The 16,456-nt window shown below is 62.9% G+C and carries 8 protein-coding genes and 1 CRISPR repeat array; of the genes, 1 reads left to right on the top strand and 7 read right to left on the bottom strand.

From position 1 onward, the window contains the following. Positions 1-21: 21 nt before the first annotated feature. Positions 22-933 (top strand): hypothetical protein, encoded by a 912-nt coding sequence (locus AC07OD_RS09440; protein ID WP_494596297.1) that lies wholly within the window; start codon positions 22-24, stop codon positions 931-933. Here the strand turns inward: AC07OD_RS09440 and AC07OD_RS09435 are convergent. The 7 genes from AC07OD_RS09435 to cas1f form a co-directional block, all read right to left on the bottom strand. Then, a complete protein-coding gene (locus tag AC07OD_RS09435) occupies positions 875-2,737 on the bottom strand; it encodes a lysoplasmalogenase family protein (RefSeq protein WP_494596296.1) in 1,863 nt (620 codons plus the stop codon). The genes AC07OD_RS09440 and AC07OD_RS09435 overlap by 59 nt on opposite strands. 78 nt (positions 2,738-2,815) lie before the next feature. Then, positions 2,816-7,236: a CRISPR direct-repeat array (repeat unit 28 nt; unit sequence TTTCTGAGCTGCCTATGCGGCAGTGAAC). A 131-nt stretch (positions 7,237-7,367) separates the two neighbouring features. Beyond that, positions 7,368-7,943: a type I-F CRISPR-associated endoribonuclease Cas6/Csy4 gene (cas6f, locus tag AC07OD_RS09430; RefSeq protein ID WP_492246332.1), complete on the bottom strand. Its 576-nt coding sequence runs from the start codon at positions 7,941-7,943 to the stop codon at positions 7,368-7,370. A gap of 13 nt (positions 7,944-7,956) precedes the next feature. Next, the gene (csy3, locus tag AC07OD_RS09425) at positions 7,957-8,985 is read right to left on the bottom strand and encodes a type I-F CRISPR-associated protein Csy3 (protein WP_492246333.1); all 1,029 of its coding nucleotides are present in this window, start codon (positions 8,983-8,985) and stop codon (positions 7,957-7,959) included. A 58-nt stretch (positions 8,986-9,043) separates the two neighbouring features. Then, positions 9,044-10,147 carry a type I-F CRISPR-associated protein Csy2 gene (gene csy2 / locus AC07OD_RS09420; RefSeq protein WP_494596295.1) on the bottom strand — a complete coding sequence of 368 codons (1,104 nt, stop codon included), beginning with the start codon at positions 10,145-10,147 and terminating at the stop codon, positions 9,044-9,046. Next, positions 10,144-11,550, bottom strand: coding sequence for a type I-F CRISPR-associated protein Csy1 (gene csy1 / locus AC07OD_RS09415; protein WP_494596294.1), 1,407 nt, complete (start codon positions 11,548-11,550; stop codon positions 10,144-10,146). The genes csy2 and csy1 overlap by 4 nt, the downstream gene beginning before the upstream one ends. A 363-nt stretch (positions 11,551-11,913) precedes the next feature. Further along, positions 11,914-15,447 (bottom strand): type I-F CRISPR-associated helicase Cas3f, encoded by a 3,534-nt coding sequence (gene cas3f / locus AC07OD_RS09410; RefSeq protein WP_494596292.1) that lies wholly within the window; start codon positions 15,445-15,447, stop codon positions 11,914-11,916. Next, entirely contained in the window at positions 15,444-16,433 is a 990-nt protein-coding gene (gene cas1f / locus AC07OD_RS09405) for a type I-F CRISPR-associated endonuclease Cas1f (RefSeq protein WP_492246337.1), read from the bottom strand. The genes cas3f and cas1f overlap by 4 nt, the downstream gene beginning before the upstream one ends. Positions 16,434-16,456: the final 23 nt, after the last annotated feature.

The following is a 16,456-nucleotide window of genomic DNA, read 5'->3' as shown; positions in this document are numbered from 1 at the left end:
CCCAGGCCGCGCAGCACCGCCATGGCAACACCGCGCAAGCATCCCAAGAAGAGCGACCGACGCCGCCAGTTGCGCGCCGAGGTCCGGACGCGCGCTGCGCGGGGCTGGGCGGGGTCGGACGGACCCGTGACCGTGCCCGAGCAACAGTTCCTGCGGTCCTGCGCCGTGGCCTTGCTGGCGGGCACGGTCGCATTGCATGCGCTGGGCGCGCTCATCTATGGCCAGCTGTCCATCTTTGTGCTGGAAGGCTTTGCCGACCTGCGCGGCCGCGTCGCCGTGTGCGCGGCGGTGGCCGAGGCCGCACTGGTGGCAGGCCTGGCACTGCACCTGATCGACGGCCACAGGCGGGGCAGGACGACCGCCGCGTGGTCGCACCGCCTGCTGGTGTGGCGTGCCAGCGCCTACATCCTGTTCGCCGTGCTGGTGCCGGTGACCTTTGTGCTGTGGATGGTGGACAGGCCGCGCTTCTCCATGGACCTGCCTGCGCAGCGCTGGCCGGGGCTGGCCGCGCAATCGGAATGGCTGTTGGCGCCCTTGCCCTGGGCCTGGCATTGGCTGCTGCCGGTGGCCAGCGACCGCCTGCAGGCCTGGCTGGTGGCCGGTGCGGTGCTGGCCGGTTGCCTGGGTGTATGGTGCACGGCAGGCTCCACCAAGCGATGGGGCACCGGGTACGCCTTCTATGGCCTGGCGCTGGTGCTGACCGGCTTCTGGGCCCTGGGAGGCGCCGTGTACCACTACACCGCCGGGCGGGGCTTGATTGCCGTGCAGGAAGCGGCCATGGCCGCCCTGCTGCAGGCGCGGCCTGGCTGGTACAACGCCGACACCCTGCTGTGGTTGCTGAGCGCTGGCTCGTTCACCCTCGCCGGTGTGCTGTTCATTGCGGGTGCGGCGTACATTCCGGCCGCAGCGCTGGCCCGCACGTGGTCGCATTAGCCACGACAGGAACAGAAGCAACAACGACCGGCGGGCTGTCAGGCGCCGTGGCCTCATGCGCAGGCACCAGCAACGCCGCTGCAGCCTTCAGCACCCCCGCCACGATGCACGCCTGCGCCACGTAGTAGGTGCTCAGCACCCACACCTGCGACCACGGCAGGGGCTGCACGAAGCGGTGGGTGGCCAGCAGGGAATCGCTGAGCATGAAGAACACCGCCCCCACCGCCACCAGCACCGACGCTCCATCGCGCAGCACGCTGGCCCGCCCGATGGCCTGCGCGGCCATCAGTGCAATCACCAGCACATAGGCTGCCACCGGCCCCCGCAGCGCGGCGGGCAACCCGCCCATCCACAAGAAGGCATACATCGCCACGCCGACACCGAGCGTGCCCGCCAGCGCGCCGCGGTGCGGAAACCACCGCTGCCCGGTCTTGAACAGCGCCACATAGAACAGATGGGCCACCAGGAAGCTCACCAGTCCGGGGATGAAAAAGCCCTCGAACATCAGAAACACATCGCCCGCCAGCGACCCCGCCAGCGCGGCACCCAGCAGTGCCAGGGTTTTTGATGAAAATCTGCCCCTGTCGCTTGACTGGTAAGCGCTGGCAGCTACCAAGACAATAGCAATCACCATGGTCAGCGGCTTGAACACCCAGTGCCACTGCACGAACCCCAGCGCGCTGGTGGCCGTGGCCAGCGCGCCGCTTTGCAGCACCAGGGCCATCAGCATGCCGATGCGCCCCTGCATCACCGCGCCCAGCGCCCACTGCGCGACCAACAGCGTGGCGAACCAGACGGCGTTCCGGGCCAGCGGCGCGCTGTCGGCTTGCCACAGAAAGGCCGCCACCCCCGTGAGCAGCAGCGCGAACTGCACCAGCGCGAACCACTGCACCGCGCGTGCCATCGGCGGGTGGTACAGCTGCATCTGCGCCATGCTGAAGGGGGGCTTGGGAAAACGCTCTGCCACATCGGCGGGCCGCCAGCCCGGGGGCTTGAGCCACACCCGGAGCTTGTCGGCCCAGCTGCGCGCATGCCAGCTGTCGTGCGCCAGGCCCGCGTACACCTGGGCATTGGCCCACAGCGGGTCCCAGCTGTTGAGCAGGCCGCGCGTGCCGTACACGCAGCGGTCCTGGTCGTCTTCGTCCTTGAAGGTGCCGAACAGGCGGTCCCACACGATGAGGATGCCGCCGTAGTTCTTGTCGAGATAGGCGTCGTTCACCGCATGGTGCACGCGGTGGTTGCTGGGGCTGCAGAACCAGCGGTCGAACCAGCCCAGGCGCCCCACCTGCTCGGTGTGCACCCAGAACTGGTAGAGCAGGTCGATGAGCGCCACCACCGCAAACACCAGCGGCGGCACGCCCGCCAGCGCCATGGGCACATAGAAGATCCAGCCCAGCGCTGCGCCAGAGCTGGTCTGGCGCAGCGCGGTGGACAGGTTGTAGTCCTGGCTCTGGTGGTGCACGGCATGCGCCGCCCACAGCACCGCCGACTCGTGCCCCATGCGGTGCAGCCAGTAGTAGCACAGGTCGTAGAACACCAGCGCCAGCAGCCAGCCGTGCAGGCTGGTCCAGAACGCGTCGTTGTGCCACAGGGCCACGTGCTCGAACAGGGCGGTGTAGATGCCAATGCGCAGCAGCCGCGTGAACACGGCGCTCGTCTGGCTGAGCATCCCCAGGCTGATGCTGCTGACCGCGTCGGCCAGCCGGTAGGTATTGCGCCGGCGCCGGTAGCCCACCACCAGCTCGATGGCGATCAGCAGGAAGAAGACGGGGGTGGCGAGAACGATGATCTGGCTGGGGCTCATGCCGCAGCATTCTTGCCCCAATCGGACCAATGCACCTCTGGCATCAACCCTGAGTCGTGGTCTTCTGATGTGATTTTTCCCCTAAGCTGCCTACGCGGCAGTGAACATCCAGGACCTGACCGATGCGCTTGCCGAAGATTTCTGAGCTGCCTATGCGGCAGTGAGCCGACAGGATCGTCGCAGGGCTCCATCGACAATTTTCTGAGCTGCCTATGCGGCAGTGAACGACATGTCGGAGATCGACGAGATGCTGGTCGATTTCTGAGCTGCCTATGCGGCAGTGAACAGATGCTGGTGGCGTGGGTTGGTCACCCAGTCTTTCTGAGCTGCCTATGCGGCAGTGAACGATGCCGCCGCCCTGCTGGCCGTGGTGGACTGTTTCTGAGCTGCCTACGCGGCAGTGAACCTTCATTCCACTCGCCAGGCGGGCATTCAGCATTTCTGAGCTGCCTATGCGGCAGTGAACGTGGCATGGGCGCACAAGCCAGAGCTGCTCATTTTCTGAGCTGCCTATGCGGCAGTGAACCGCTTGAAACCCTCACCGCGCGGGCATTCGACTTTCTGAGCTGCCTATGCGGCAGTGAACTGCGCGCCTCGACTCCGGTGCTGCAGGGCGTGTTTCTGAGCTGCCTATGCGGCAGTGAACAACCATTGGTCATAGTCCGCCGGCTCGATAGGTTTCTGAGCTGCCTATGCGGCAGTGAACCTACCTAGCCGCAATTTTTGCGGCTTTTTTCTGTTCCTGAGCTGCCTATGCGGCAGTGAACCCTTCACTGCTTCTTCCATCTGCACTGCCTGCTTTCTGAGCTGCCTATGCGGCAGTGAACCCCGCCGTTCGCCCGGGAACGGCCCAGGTCACTTTCTGAGCTGCCTATGCGGCAGTGAACGGCAGCACCTTGCGCGAAATCGCGCGCCACCTTTTCTGAGCTGCCTATGCGGCAGTGAACGATTTGCAAGGTGGTCGATGGATTGCAAATCCTTTCTGAGCTGCCTATGCGGCAGTGAACGGTGGGAGGTAAACCCCGGCGGTGCGGCCTGGTTTCTGAGCTGCCTATGCGGCAGTGAACTCCAGGCGTCCATGGCCGCATTCGCACGGGCGTTTCTGAGCTGCCTATGCGGCAGTGAACATGGTGTCGGCGTGCTCGGCCATCAAGGACACTTTCTGAGCTGCCTATGCGGCAGTGAACGTGCGCCTGTCGCCCACGGGCGTGCAAGAGGTTTTCTGAGCTGCCTATGCGGCAGTGAACTGTGTCTGGTCGATGTGTTCCACCGGCGTGTTTTTCTGAGCTGCCTATGCGGCAGTGAACATGGAGGTGCCCCGGCACGCCTGCAGTGTGTATTTCTGAGCTGCCTATGCGGCAGTGAACCGCTACTGATGTCGAAACATTGAGGGAGGCGTTTTCTGAGCTGCCTATGCGGCAGTGAACACGAAGGTGCGTGCACGCGCCGGATACGCGGCTTTCTGAGCTGCCTATGCGGCAGTGAACGCGGTGGCCATGGCGTCGGCCTCGCTGCCGTATTTCTGAGCTGCCTATGCGGCAGTGAACTTCCTCCCAATGCGAAACAAGGCCCGCGCGCATTTCTGAGCTGCCTATGCGGCAGTGAACTCAGTCGCGCAACGTGGGTGGCACGGTCTATACTTTCTGAGCTGCCTATGCGGCAGTGAACTGTCATGGGGCGCTTCACGCAATCAATGGCTTCTTTCTGAGCTGCCTATGCGGCAGTGAACGCAAAAATCCCGCACACCGGCCCGCACACCATTTTCTGAGCTGCCTATGCGGCAGTGAACACATGAACTACCACGGCGGGGCTGCGTCGATTTTTCTGAGCTGCCTATGCGGCAGTGAACCAGTCGCGCCGGTAGGGCCAGTAGCTCCGTCAGTTTCTGAGCTGCCTATGCGGCAGTGAACGCTTTGCATGAGGCCGTCGACCGCGGCGCGGATTTTCTGAGCTGCCTATGCGGCAGTGAACGTCGCGTTCCGATCCGTCCCCCCCGCTGCATCTTTCTGAGCTGCCTATGCGGTAGTGAACGACTGGCACGGCGCCACAGAGGCGGAACGACATTTCTGAGCTGCCTATGCGGCAGTGAACAGGTTGGCCTGCTCCAACTCTGCCTGCTTGACTTTCTGAGCTGCCTATGCGGCAGTGAACCGCCATGGCCGACCTGGCCCTGGTGTTCCATTTTTCTGAGCTGCCTATGCGGCAGTGAACGCAGGCCGCCTCCGCCTCTACCCAGTCCACACATTTCTGAGCTGCCTATGCGGCAGTGAACGTCTTGGCGGCGTGGATCAACTCGGGCCACCCTTTCTGAGCTGCCTATGCGGCAGTGAACATGAACGGCTATGCGCAGCGGTTCAACGGCATTTTCTGAGCTGCCTATGCGGCAGTGAACGATGACCGAACGCGAACTGAAAGAGGGTGACTTTTCTGAGCTGCCTATGCGGCAGTGAACAACGGCTGGCCGACCAGTCGTACCGCGTACATTTTCTGAGCTGCCTATGCGGCAGTGAACGTTCCAATCGACTCCGTCTGCAAGGACTTCCATTTCTGAGCTGCCTATGCGGCAGTGAACACCTCGACCTGAGCCCTGAAGAGCTTCAGACCGTTTCTGAGCTGCCTATGCGGCAGTGAACGCCAAGGCCTGGGGCCTGCCCGGCGTGCGGGTTTTCTGAGCTGCCTATGCGGCAGTGAACCTGCAGCCGGGCGAGCTGGAGCAGATCCTGGCTTTCTGAGCTGCCTATGCGGCAGTGAACATCGACGCCGCCCGAGCCCGCCTGGGCGAGAATTTCTGAGCTGCCTATGCGGCAGTGAACGCAGTAGGCGAGTGGGATGAATCCTTGCTGGATTTTCTGAGCTGCCTATGCGGCAGTGAACGGCACGGTCGGCCCACCGCTCAGGCGCTTGATTTTCTGAGCTGCCTATGCGGCAGTGAACAGGCAGGGTGTTGAGGCGGTCGCGGCGATGCTTTTCTGAGCTGCCTATGCGGCAGTGAACGCCATCATGTCGCCCGTCGCCGCTGGCATCAACTTTCTGAGCTGCCTATGCGGCAGTGAACCTTTGCAGTCGGTGCGTCGCAGTGCGCTAAATTTTCTGAGCTGCCTATGCGGCAGTGAACGATCACTCAGCATTCTGTCCTCCTTCCTTTTGTTTCTGAGCTGCCTATGCGGCAGTGAACTCCCGATGACGGATGAGGAGGCGCGGTCGTATTTTCTGAGCTGCCTATGCGGCAGTGAACAAGGCGCAGCGCCTGGGCGAACGCGATGCACTTTTCTGAGCTGCCTATGCGGCAGTGAACTCCAGCTTGGCGATTCGCTCTCCGGAATAGGTTTTCTGAGCTGCCTATGCGGCAGTGAACGCCTGCGTGGGCCTGACGGCGGCCACGCACACTTTCTGAGCTGCCTATGCGGCAGTGAACTTGCACGCCAAAGAAGTCAAGCACCGCGGGGGTTTTCTGAGCTGCCTATGCGGCAGTGAACTGCACATCGCCGGCTGGGCGCCGGACGTGAACTTTCTGAGCTGCCTATGCGGCAGTGAACTTGTTCCCGTTGAACGTGACGATCCGGTAGTTTTTCTGAGCTGCCTATGCGGCAGTGAACCACCTGCGGTGCACGGTTCCGGGTTGATCCGTCTTTCTGAGCTGCCTATGCGGCAGTGAACCCCGTTCATGCGCATGTGGCGGGTGCTCGATTCTTTCTGAGCTGCCTATGCGGCAGTGAACCAGGCAGTCGCCTCGCGCTTGGTCGGCCAGACTTTCTGAGCTGCCTATGCGGCAGTGAACCGGAAGTGGGAGCACCTGCGCGGCATCAACGTTTTCTGAGCTGCCTATGCGGCAGTGAACAACTACAAGGTGCGCACCGGTGTGCCCTCGACTTTCTGAGCTGCCTATGCGGCAGTGAACACACCCCGCACCCGTGGCGAGCAAAGCAGCTTTTTCTGAGCTGCCTATGCGGCAGTGAACGCTGCGCCCCAGCCAGCAACGGCAGATGCGCTTTTCTGAGCTGCCTATGCGGCAGTGAACTTCGGATCGCCGCGAGCTTGGGGTGACGAGCGTTTTCTGAGCTGCCTATGCGGCAGTGAACTATTTGGGCCGCATTCTTTCGTAATTGAGATATTTCTGAGCTGCCTATGCGGCAGTGAACGGCTGTCGAACATGTTGATGGGCGCCGTTTCTTTTCTGAGCTGCCTATGCGGCAGTGAACAAGGACTTTGCGCGCAACTTCCGCGACACCGTTTTCTGAGCTGCCTATGCGGCAGTGAACAGCAATTCGCCATCCGGGCCAATCGCCGTATTTTTCTGAGCTGCCTATGCGGCAGTGAACCACTACGCCGCGTTGCCCGTCTGGACCGACCATTTCTGAGCTGCCTATGCGGCAGTGAACCTGTGACAGAGGTACTTGGTCTATTTAACCAATTTCTGAGCTGCCTATGCGGCAGTGAACCGTGGAGCGCAACGAGGTGCGCGGCTCCAACGTTTCTGAGCTGCCTATGCGGCAGTGAACTGGCAGTCTAGCGCTGCAAGTAACTGATTTTTAAAGAACATTTCCCATCCAAACTAGAACACCCCAATTTCCGAGGTGTTCTGTAAGTGGTTGATTCACAAGGCTTCGCCACAAGCCTTGGAAAAAGGGTATTAAAACCAGGGCACCGTGGCTTCGTGCCCTAGGCCGTAGGCGTTGAAGCCTCCAGAAACGGGCTGTGCCTGTAGCGGCCCGTGCTCCACGCACAGGCAAAACGGTTGGCCGGTGCTGTTGCTGCGCAGTTGCACAAATGGCAAGTCCGGGCGGCGTTCTGCGCTATCGGGAATGGCGGCTGTGGCTTGTTCGGCGGTTTCTCCCTTGCGCTGCATGCGGCGGCGGCGCAAGCGGTCGGCGTTGGTTTTGAATTGGCGCCTGCGCACGGTGCGGTGCTGCACGTCGGTGGGCGCGGTGCGCAGTTCACTTACCTTTGTGTGGTCGCGCATGCCCCGGAGCCAGTCTTGCCCCATCAGGAGCTGCAGCGCATCTGGCATGCCGTGCAGGCGCAGCACTGCACCCAAGGTGCGGCGGGCCAGGGGCTGGCCCACGTGCTGTGGATAGCTCACACCGATGTCGGTGGTCTGCCCCTGCACCAGCGCCCGGTGCAGCTTGGCCACCAGCGCGCCCAGCAGGTGCGCGTGACTGAATTCCGGGTCGGGCAGCAGGGTGATGTCGATGTAGTGCGTGGTCATGGCGCCTCGCGCATCAGCTGGCGTCGCCAAACACACCGCCACGGATCAGCACGGCCATCACAAAGTGTTGCTGCTCTGCGGGCGGCACCTGGTCTTTCAGCAGCCAGTTATCCAGCAGGGTGTAGAAGTCCAGCTTCTGCTTGGGTTGGCGGTAGGCCTTGCCCTGGGTGGTGACAGAGCCGTAGGGCTCCACCGCGATGGGGCCGAGTTCTTCGGCACCTTCGTACCAGGTGTCGACGGTGCGGATGGCGTTGCCGATTTTTTGCGAATGGATGGCGGCGACGCCGTCCACGTGATAGAGCGTCTTGCTCTTGCCCGCGCTGCCCTTGTCCAGAATCAGCTCTTGCGATGGGAACACCTCTTGCCCCGCGCCCTGCCGCACAAAAGCCGTTACCCGCAGCAGCACATGGGCCGATCCTGCCAGCCCGGCCGCAATGGCCTGGCCCAGTTCTTCGAGTTCTTTTGCTTCTGTATTGATAGCGTCTACCGACCGTGTATTAAGCGCCAGGGCATCAAAAGGCCATGTTGTTGCAGCTTGGCCGTCCTGCATCTGCTCCACGGTCACGTCCACCTGTTCCGCCCCCGCGCGGTTGCGCCACAAGAAGCGGCCATTGGCCAGGTTGGCCGCGTAGCGCCGGGCCAGTTCGCCAAAGCCGTGCTGCTGCACATAGCCTTGCACCGTGGCCAGCAGCTTGGTCTGGTAGGCCGCGCTGTTGCAGGCCGATGGTGTGCCCGCACCGCCCAGCACGCGCAGCGTGAACTGCACCTTGAGCGTGTCGGCCTCAGCGGGCAGGGCGGCCACGTCTACGGTTTGCAGGTTGGGGTTCTCGATGGCGGCATCGAGCTTGGCGGGGTCCTGGTCTTTGGCCTTGAGGCGGTTGCTGATGGTGCCGCGCACGGACTTCTCGCGGATCACTACGGGCTGCCAGGCGTGCGACTGGGCGCGGTCTTCCCAGCGGCCGGCGTGGAACACGGCGTCGGAAGGGTCCAGTTTGCGTTCAAAAGCCAGGACGGAAGCGGTGGTGAGTTTGATGTCGGTCATGGTGTCAATCTTTCAAAAATGGGGTGTCTGTTGCGTGTGAACGAGCGGTGCTTCCGGCTCAGGTGTAGTCGTAGGCCTCGGCGTCGTCCCAGTCATCGAGCGTGTCGACTTGGCTATGGACGTTTGTGGTTGCGTCGGCCTCTGGCGCGGGCTGATAGCCATTGCGGCAGCGGTACAGACCCTGGGCCTCGTCGGTTTCGGCATGCCACAGCAATTGGCCCAGGTGGGTAAGGCGGTGCGGGCTGATCCATTCACTCAGCGCATAGACCGACTCCACAAACCGCAGCGGCACCGTGGCGTCGCGCGCATTGCGCACCGTGCCTGCGGCATGGGCCTGCGGGGTAAGGGCGGCATAGCCCACCGGGATGGGCACCACCCAGCCGCTGCCCTTTTTGCGCAGCGGATCGCCCCAGGTCACCTTGCCATCGGGTGCTGATGCACCGTCGGCGCTGGGCAATGGCTGGTGGTTGAAGCGGGCCGCATGCAGCCAGGCGTCCAGCAGCGTGGCGTCGGGCTGGGTGGTACGCAGGTGCTTCAGGCGTTGGGCCAGCAGGTCGTCGCGCCCCACCAAGGCAAAGCCAGGCAGCCATTGCCGACGCCATTTGCGAAACTCGATGGCAGCGGCCTCGGGGTCTTCGGGCACGATGGCCATCCATGGCCGCACCCGCTTGCCCGGCACGGGGCGAGATGGCAGCACACTTCCGCCCGCGACGCGCATGCCGGCAAGGATGTCGCCTGCCTTCTTTGCCCAGTCAGCCAGTTGCGTGTCGCTGCCTTGCACCAGCGTTGCGGGTGTGCCGGGCACGGGCTTTTCCGACACGGCCAGCACCAGCGTGATCTGCAGGTGCATGCGTCCTTCTTCCACGATGGCCGCCGTGCTGCCGTCTTTGTCTACGGGGTTGCGCGTGAGGTTGAATTCAAAGGGGGCGTACAGGCGTCCTTTGCCGTACACCTGCTCTTGATGGTTGTGGCATACCACGCCCACACCGTGCAGCCGCAGCGGCACGCCAGCCTGGGCCAGCTGGCGCTCCAACGCCCACATCATGCCGGTGAAGGCGGTGATGGACGGGAAACCGTGCGTGAGCGGGCTGGCAATGGCGTTCGCGTTTTGGATGCGCAGGTGGGGCAGTACGAGGATGGCTTGGGGTTGCTGTTGGCTCATGGGTTCTCCTCCCGAAGTGCCACCAGTTCCGCATGTGTTTTGCGGATGGGGATGTAGTGCGGCGCATCCAGCTTGTCGCGCAGCTCGCGCAACTGCTGCTTGAAGCCATCCTCATCGGTCAGCAGCACTTTCTTCCACTCGCGTGCTTCGGCATCGCCCATGGGTAGCTTGCCGCGCAGTTGCGCGTTGAGCCAGTTGCCGAAGGCTTTGCCGATGGCTGCAGGCCAATCCATGTACAACCAGTCATGTGCAAATTGGGCCTCTTCGGGTATCTCTGCGCGCAGTGGGTCCAGCCAAAGCGTCTCTGCGTAATCGAGCTTTTCAAAGCGCTCGTCATCGCGGCTCCACCCCGGCGGCAGGATTTGCTGCAGCTCAGCGGCCAGCGACACCAGTTCGTCCACCAGCGAGTCCAGCAACTCCTCGCGCCGCTCACGGGTCGCCAGGTTGGCGTCGGGGTCGGATTCCAAGAAAACCCGCAGCGCCCGCACTGCGCGGCGTACCTCGGGGCGGGCGATGAACAGCTTGTCGAACACCGAAGATGCGTGCACCGGCAGCCGCACCGCGCTGGCCTGCCATTGCGGCGGCAGGGACGAGAGCAGGTAGTTCATGCCCCGCCGCTCGCTGTTGAGCTGGCTGATGTTCTGCGGCTTGGTGCCGCCCATGTTCTGCACGGCCAAGCCGGGGTAGTCGTGAAACGCCCCGTTATGCGCCTTGCGCTCGCGCCGTGCCTGGCGGGCCGCCTTGTTGACATCGCCAAAGCGGTCTTCCTGCACCTGGGCGTGCACGCCATGGGCCAGGGATGTGGCGTACAGCGGGGCCAGCAGGGTGTAGTCGGCATCGTTGCAGGCGTTGGAGCCCGTCAGCCAGTACAGCTGTTTCGCCAGGGTATGGCTGCTGGGGCCTTCGGCGCGTGGCTGCGTCAGCGACACGAAGGCATCGTGCAGCGCCTGGGCCTGAGCCGGGTCGGCGTGTAGCGCGGCCAGTGCGTCGGTATCCTGTGCCAGCAGTGCGGTGAGCAGGCTGCGCCCGTCCACCTCCAGCTTGAGCAGCTTGTACACATCCAGCGCGGCGGCGTTGCCCACCACATCGCCCACAAAGCGTTGGCCCAGCGCATGGCTGCCCAGCTCTGCCAACGGGGGCAGGGTGCTGGGCTCCACATAAAGGTTGGTGCCCCGGGCATCGGGGTGGATGGGTTTGAGGGAGTGGGTGACGGCCTGGATTTGTTCCACGCGCTTGGCAGCACTGGCCAGCCACACATCATGAGCGAACGACGCAATCACCTCGTCGCGTTGGGGATCGTCAGGCTTGAGCTTGTCCAGCTTGGCTTGCAGGCGCTCTTGCAAGAAGGCGCTGATGGCCGCTCGATAACCTGCTTTGCCACCTATTACAGGGGCTTCAGACATGGGAATACCTTTCCAAAGGGGTTGGAAGCTAGAATTCCCGGTCAGCACAAAGCCAACCGGGGGACAGGTTTGGACGGCAAGCCGTCATACGACTAATAAGGTCAAGTGCTTGCTAAGCACAAAGCCTCCTTTCTTCTGGTGCCTGCTGGGCACGTTGCTGAATCAACCGTGGTGCAACTGGTACTTGCACCACGGTTTTTCTCAAGTTTCGAATTTTTTTCCAGTCAGCTAACTTGCGAAGCAATATTATTCGAATGGCATGAATGGTAGTCGAGAGATAGCGGACAATCAACTGCCTGTCGCAAGACAGCTCAGAAAAGTCACCTAACCTGCGTGGCTCTAGTCTTCTGCCGAACAGGCAGCTCAGGCTTTCTTGGTAAAGCCTAAGCGCTCATCCCACCACCAGCCCGCCTGAGATTGAGGCAGGCTGGTGGTGGAATAGCGTTCTGCGCAGCGCTCGAGCGACAAGCCCTGCGCTTGTGCGAGTGCAACCAGTTCCTCCATCAAACTCACCTGCGGCCAGGGCGACACGCTGGATGACGCCAGTTGCGCTGCAGGCACCGGATGGCACAGGCTTTGGTGGATGGGCACGTAGAGCTTGTCGTAGCGCCGTTGCCCGTCTTGTACGCGGTGCAGGCGCAGCGTTTCTTCTTCCTCATCCGGTAGCAGGGCCACGTCGTCGCGTTGTTGTGGGTCGTAGCGAAAGCGCTGGACTTGTGGCAGCAGGCCAGTGAGCCACAGATGACCGGGATGCGCCCAATGCAGGAAGGCCGCGCGCTCTGGGGCGGTGGTGTATTTGCTGGCCGCAGAGCGTTGCAACATGGCATCTCGCATGCGCTCGTGTTCCAGGTCGGCCCAATGGCGGCGGGGGTGGTATTGCGCGCTGGCAACTTCAATGCGCGGCTGGGCATCCACCGCCCACGGTTCATCATCTTTTACTGACCGAGCCATCAGTTGGCGCAGGCTATGGCTGAGCAGGTAGAAGTTCTGCGCGGCGTCGCTCGACCCTGACGGCTGTGGGTCCATCTCAAAGCCTGGCTTGCAAAACGCCGCTTTGTTTTTGTCTTTGAAGTGCCACAGGTTGCTGTCCAGCACCACCATGTTGACCCCACCCACTGCCCCGGGCCGGTGCCGCCGCACGCGTCCGGCCAGCTGGATGAGCGAGCGCATGGACGAGGGCTCGACCACGGCCCAGTCGTAGTCGTGGTCGCGGCCCACTTCGGTCACGGGGCTGCCCAGCACGATGAACAGGTGGTGGGGCTCGGGGTGGGCGTGGATCAGCGCGCGCAGGGTTGGGCGGTACAGCGCGGGGTCGTGGCCCTCCTTGGCACCACGGCGGTTGAGTAGGGTGTCCAGCTGCTGCTCGATGGCTGAGCGCAGCAGCTGGGGGAACTGCGAGTGGTACACGCACAGGTGAATGCGGACCTTGCCTTGCAACTCGGGTGGTAGGGTATCGGCTGCGTGCATGGCCAGTGCCACGTCGTACAGCGGGGCGATGTTGGCCATGCGGATGAGACCCAGGCTCACGCGCTTGCCGCTGGCGTCGGTGCTGTGATTTTGGGGCTGCTGGTGTAGCTCCCACGCGTGCGCTAGCGCCAAGCGGGCAAAGTCTTTGCAGCGTTCAGCTTCGTCCAGGCTGTGCCAGTTGTCGGGCAGGGCGGCAATTTGGGCGAGACGGCGTATTTCGGCCTGCTTCAGTTTTGCCACCCGCCTGTGCACGTACTGGGTGTGCGCTTCGCGGAAGGTGGCTCCGTCCCCGCAGTCTTGTGTGGTCTGGTGGAACTCGTCGACCCACAGGCAGCACACATTGACGCTCTCGCCGGGCCGCTCACTGCGGTGCTGCTGGTACACGGCCCGCCCGGCGCGGTAGGCTAGAAACAGCCCTTCCACCAGCGCGGGCGGCAACGTGGCTGATGACAGTAACACACGGCTGCCCAGCAGGCCTGCCCAGTGCACCAGCCGGGTGAGGGCGGGCAGGTCCGCCATGTCGAAGTCGTCGGGCTCGTCCAGCACCAGGTCCCCCGTCAGCAGGCGCAGCATGGGCGCGATCTGGCGGCCACCCCGCAGGCTTTCGGTGGCGGGGGTGAGGTGGTCCACCGTGCAGGCCAACAGCGGCGCGGCAATCAGCGCACGGGCTTTGGCATCGTCCGTCAGGCGCTGCAGCAGCGGGTGCTGGTCGTTGCCTTCGTGGAGCACGGTGCCCGCTTCGTCGAGCAAGTCCTGGCGCGATGCCGAACCCGTGGCTTCGGCTTGCTGCTCCCAGTATTCAAACAAGGCCCGGCTGGCGGCGCCGCCGACCTGGATGGCGAGTTGTTCTTCGCCCAGGCCCAGGTCGTTTTGGAAGCTGCGCCCCGTTTGCAGCGTGAGTGTGCGCAGTCCGATGGCAAACGCGCAGCGCATTCCGGTGGCAGGGTCGGCCAGCGCGTTCATGATGCGCGCATTGCCCAGCGTCTTGCCACAGCCGGTGGACGCCATGTTGACGATGAAGGCTCCCTGGCGCGCCGCATGGAAACGCACGCCGGTGGCCAGGTCGGCCGCCTTGTCCTGCCAGGCAAAGCGCGGGTCGGTGCTGCGCCTTTTGAGGGGCTTGTGGTTCTTGAGCGCGGGCAGGCTGTGCGTGAGGCTGGGCAGGGAGCGTGCCACCAACGTGGCGTGGGCTTGCACGCCCAGCAGGTGTTCATCCAGGGTTTGGTTGAAAAGTGGGTTCTGGCGCTTTTCACTCAAGTGCTGGAAGCCGTCATTTTGATAGTTGCTGCTGAGGGTGTTGGCATACAGCGGATAGCCTTCGTTGAGGTAGGGCGTCCGTGCGGCTTTGTCGGTGAGGCTGGAGTAGTGGTGGTCGGCCAGCATCAGGCACAGGCGCGAGACATGCATGACAAACGGGTCGTGCAGCGCGGGGGGCTGGGTGAGGGCTTGCGACAACACCAGCAGCTTGCGGGCATACCGGGAGGCCTGTTTGCGCCACGCGGTGGTGGTGACTGGCAGACCATGGGGGAAGTGCCAGTGGGCTTGCACGGTGGCGTGGTCGGAATGCTCGCGAGGTTCATTCCAGTCGGCACTGATGCGGGCCAGCACATCATCCAGTTGGTTGGAGTTGATGAAGCTCGGATGCGCGCCAAAGCGCCGGTGCTCTGCGTGGGGTGTGTTGCGATCTTCATCGCCGCTGCCATTGGGTTGTTTGACAGGCAGGCAGGGCAAACGGTGGTGGGTAAGCACCAGCCAGGCCACGGCCTGGGCCAGGGGCGGCAGTTGGGCAAAGGGCGGGTGCTGCGTGGCGCGGGGCTCGTCCAGACCGTCGCGCAGCAAGCGCCCGCCTGGGTGATCCAGCCACAGCGCTTCAACGGCTTGGGTATCTGTTTCCGCGTCGGCGCAAGCCGCCAGCCGCTGTAGCCAGCTGGCATCGTCGCCTTGGCCCACAAATGCCTGGAATAGCCGCACCGACACCCATTCGTGCCGGTAGTGGTTGCGTTGAGGTACCCCTAGGCTTCGCAGCCGGTCCTGAAAAGCCTGCGTCGCTTTCCCCAGGTCGTGCAGCAAAGCCGCCAAAGCGGCCAAGAAAGTCATCAGCGGCAGATGGTGCCAGGTGTTTTCGTCGCTGGCGCGCAGCACATTGCTGGCTGTAGTGTTGGTGGGGGTTGTACCTTCCGCGTTGAACTGTTGGTTGTCACCCACGACCCACAGCATTTCGCTGTGGTCTTTGCCATGAATCCAGTGGCAGGCCACGGCGGTGTTTTTGCGCGCTGTCTTTCGCAACAACTTGCGAACCGTATCCAGCCCGGCTGCAGTGATAGGGGTCTGCCATGAGCGCTCGCCACGCCGCTCGGCGAACTGGTCAAGGATGCGGCGCGTTTCTGTCAGTGCGCGCTTGCTGCACTGCGAAATAAACAGCACATTCATGGCCGGATATCTTGGGCGGCATGCCGTGCCGTTGTGGTGGCAATGGCCTTGAGCGTATCCACCATGAAATCCAGCGATTCGCTGCGCGTGAGTGCTTCAATACAACGGCGCCGGAACTGCTGCTCATCGTCCCCCTGCATGGCGGACAGAAATGCCTGGGGCAAGATGGTTGCGTCTTTCACGAGATCTGCGGCATCAAACACCAATCCGCCCCGCCGTGTCTTGCCATGCAGCACTGCCAGACCGTGTGGCAGACCCAGCACCCAGGTGGCTGTAGCACCCAGGCCATAGGCTAGATAGTTGCCGTGGTCCAGAAACCGATTCGCCACATCGGTGCCGCCGCCGCGTTTGGCGCGGACAAAGTCGCCATAGCCAGTGGCGTCCACGGCCAGCTTGAACAGCGACTTGGTCAAGCTGGCTTCATCGGTGAGCAGGACGGTCACATCTGGCGCCTTCGCAATGCGCTGGGTGAATTGTTCCACCAGAGTGTCAAGGCGCTGCGCATCCACTGCGAACCCAGCATCGCGCAGCACACGCGTGGTCCATTGCTCCCGCAGACGTTTCAGGCGCTGTGTTTGCAATGATTTGGCGGCCATCAGGCGCAGATCGTCGTCGAACCAAAAACGGACCCAGGCCTGCAAGTACTCAGTAGAGCGGTATTCGGATTGGGGGGTGAACCACGCTACCTCTACGTCGATCTCATTGGCGCTGAACAGGGGTGTTCCTCCACCGCCTGCGAATCCCACCAGCACCCCGGCCTTGGCCAACTCGCGCATCGCCGCTTGTGTGACGGACGTGCCCGTACCCAGCAAAATGCTGGTGGTATTGGCGATAGGGATGTTCCAGTAGAGGCTGCGTTTACCCGAGTCGGTGACATATTCAACCCGGCCTCCATTGACCAAGACCCGGCAGTGTTCTAGGTAGTAGAGGTTGGCCCGTTGGGAATGCAGGATGGTTTTGAGGTCAGACGATGCAATGGTCTCCATGGCATCAGTGTTGCCCAAAACAG

The organism is Acidovorax sp. GW821-FHT10E03 (genome assembly GCF_059415205.1).
Note: the sequence above shows the minus strand (reverse complement) of the source record. Positions and strands in the feature narration are given on the sequence as shown.

Coding starts and splice junctions, on each gene's coding strand:
- AC07OD_RS09440 (WP_494596297.1), top strand. CDS start 22: ATGGCAACACCGCGCAAGCATCCCAAGAAGAGCGACCGACGCCGCCAG.
- csy1 (WP_494596294.1), bottom strand. CDS start 11,550: ATGTCTGAAGCCCCTGTAATAGGTGGCAAAGCAGGTTATCGAGCGGCC.
- cas3f (WP_494596292.1), bottom strand. CDS start 15,447: ATGAATGTGCTGTTTATTTCGCAGTGCAGCAAGCGCGCACTGACAGAA.
- csy2 (WP_494596295.1), bottom strand. CDS start 10,147: ATGAGCCAACAGCAACCCCAAGCCATCCTCGTACTGCCCCACCTGCGC.
- cas6f (WP_492246332.1), bottom strand. CDS start 7,943: ATGACCACGCACTACATCGACATCACCCTGCTGCCCGACCCGGAATTC.
- cas1f (WP_492246337.1), bottom strand. CDS start 16,433: ATGGAGACCATTGCATCGTCTGACCTCAAAACCATCCTGCATTCCCAA.
- AC07OD_RS09435 (WP_494596296.1), bottom strand. CDS start 2,737: ATGAGCCCCAGCCAGATCATCGTTCTCGCCACCCCCGTCTTCTTCCTG.
- csy3 (WP_492246333.1), bottom strand. CDS start 8,985: ATGACCGACATCAAACTCACCACCGCTTCCGTCCTGGCTTTTGAACGC.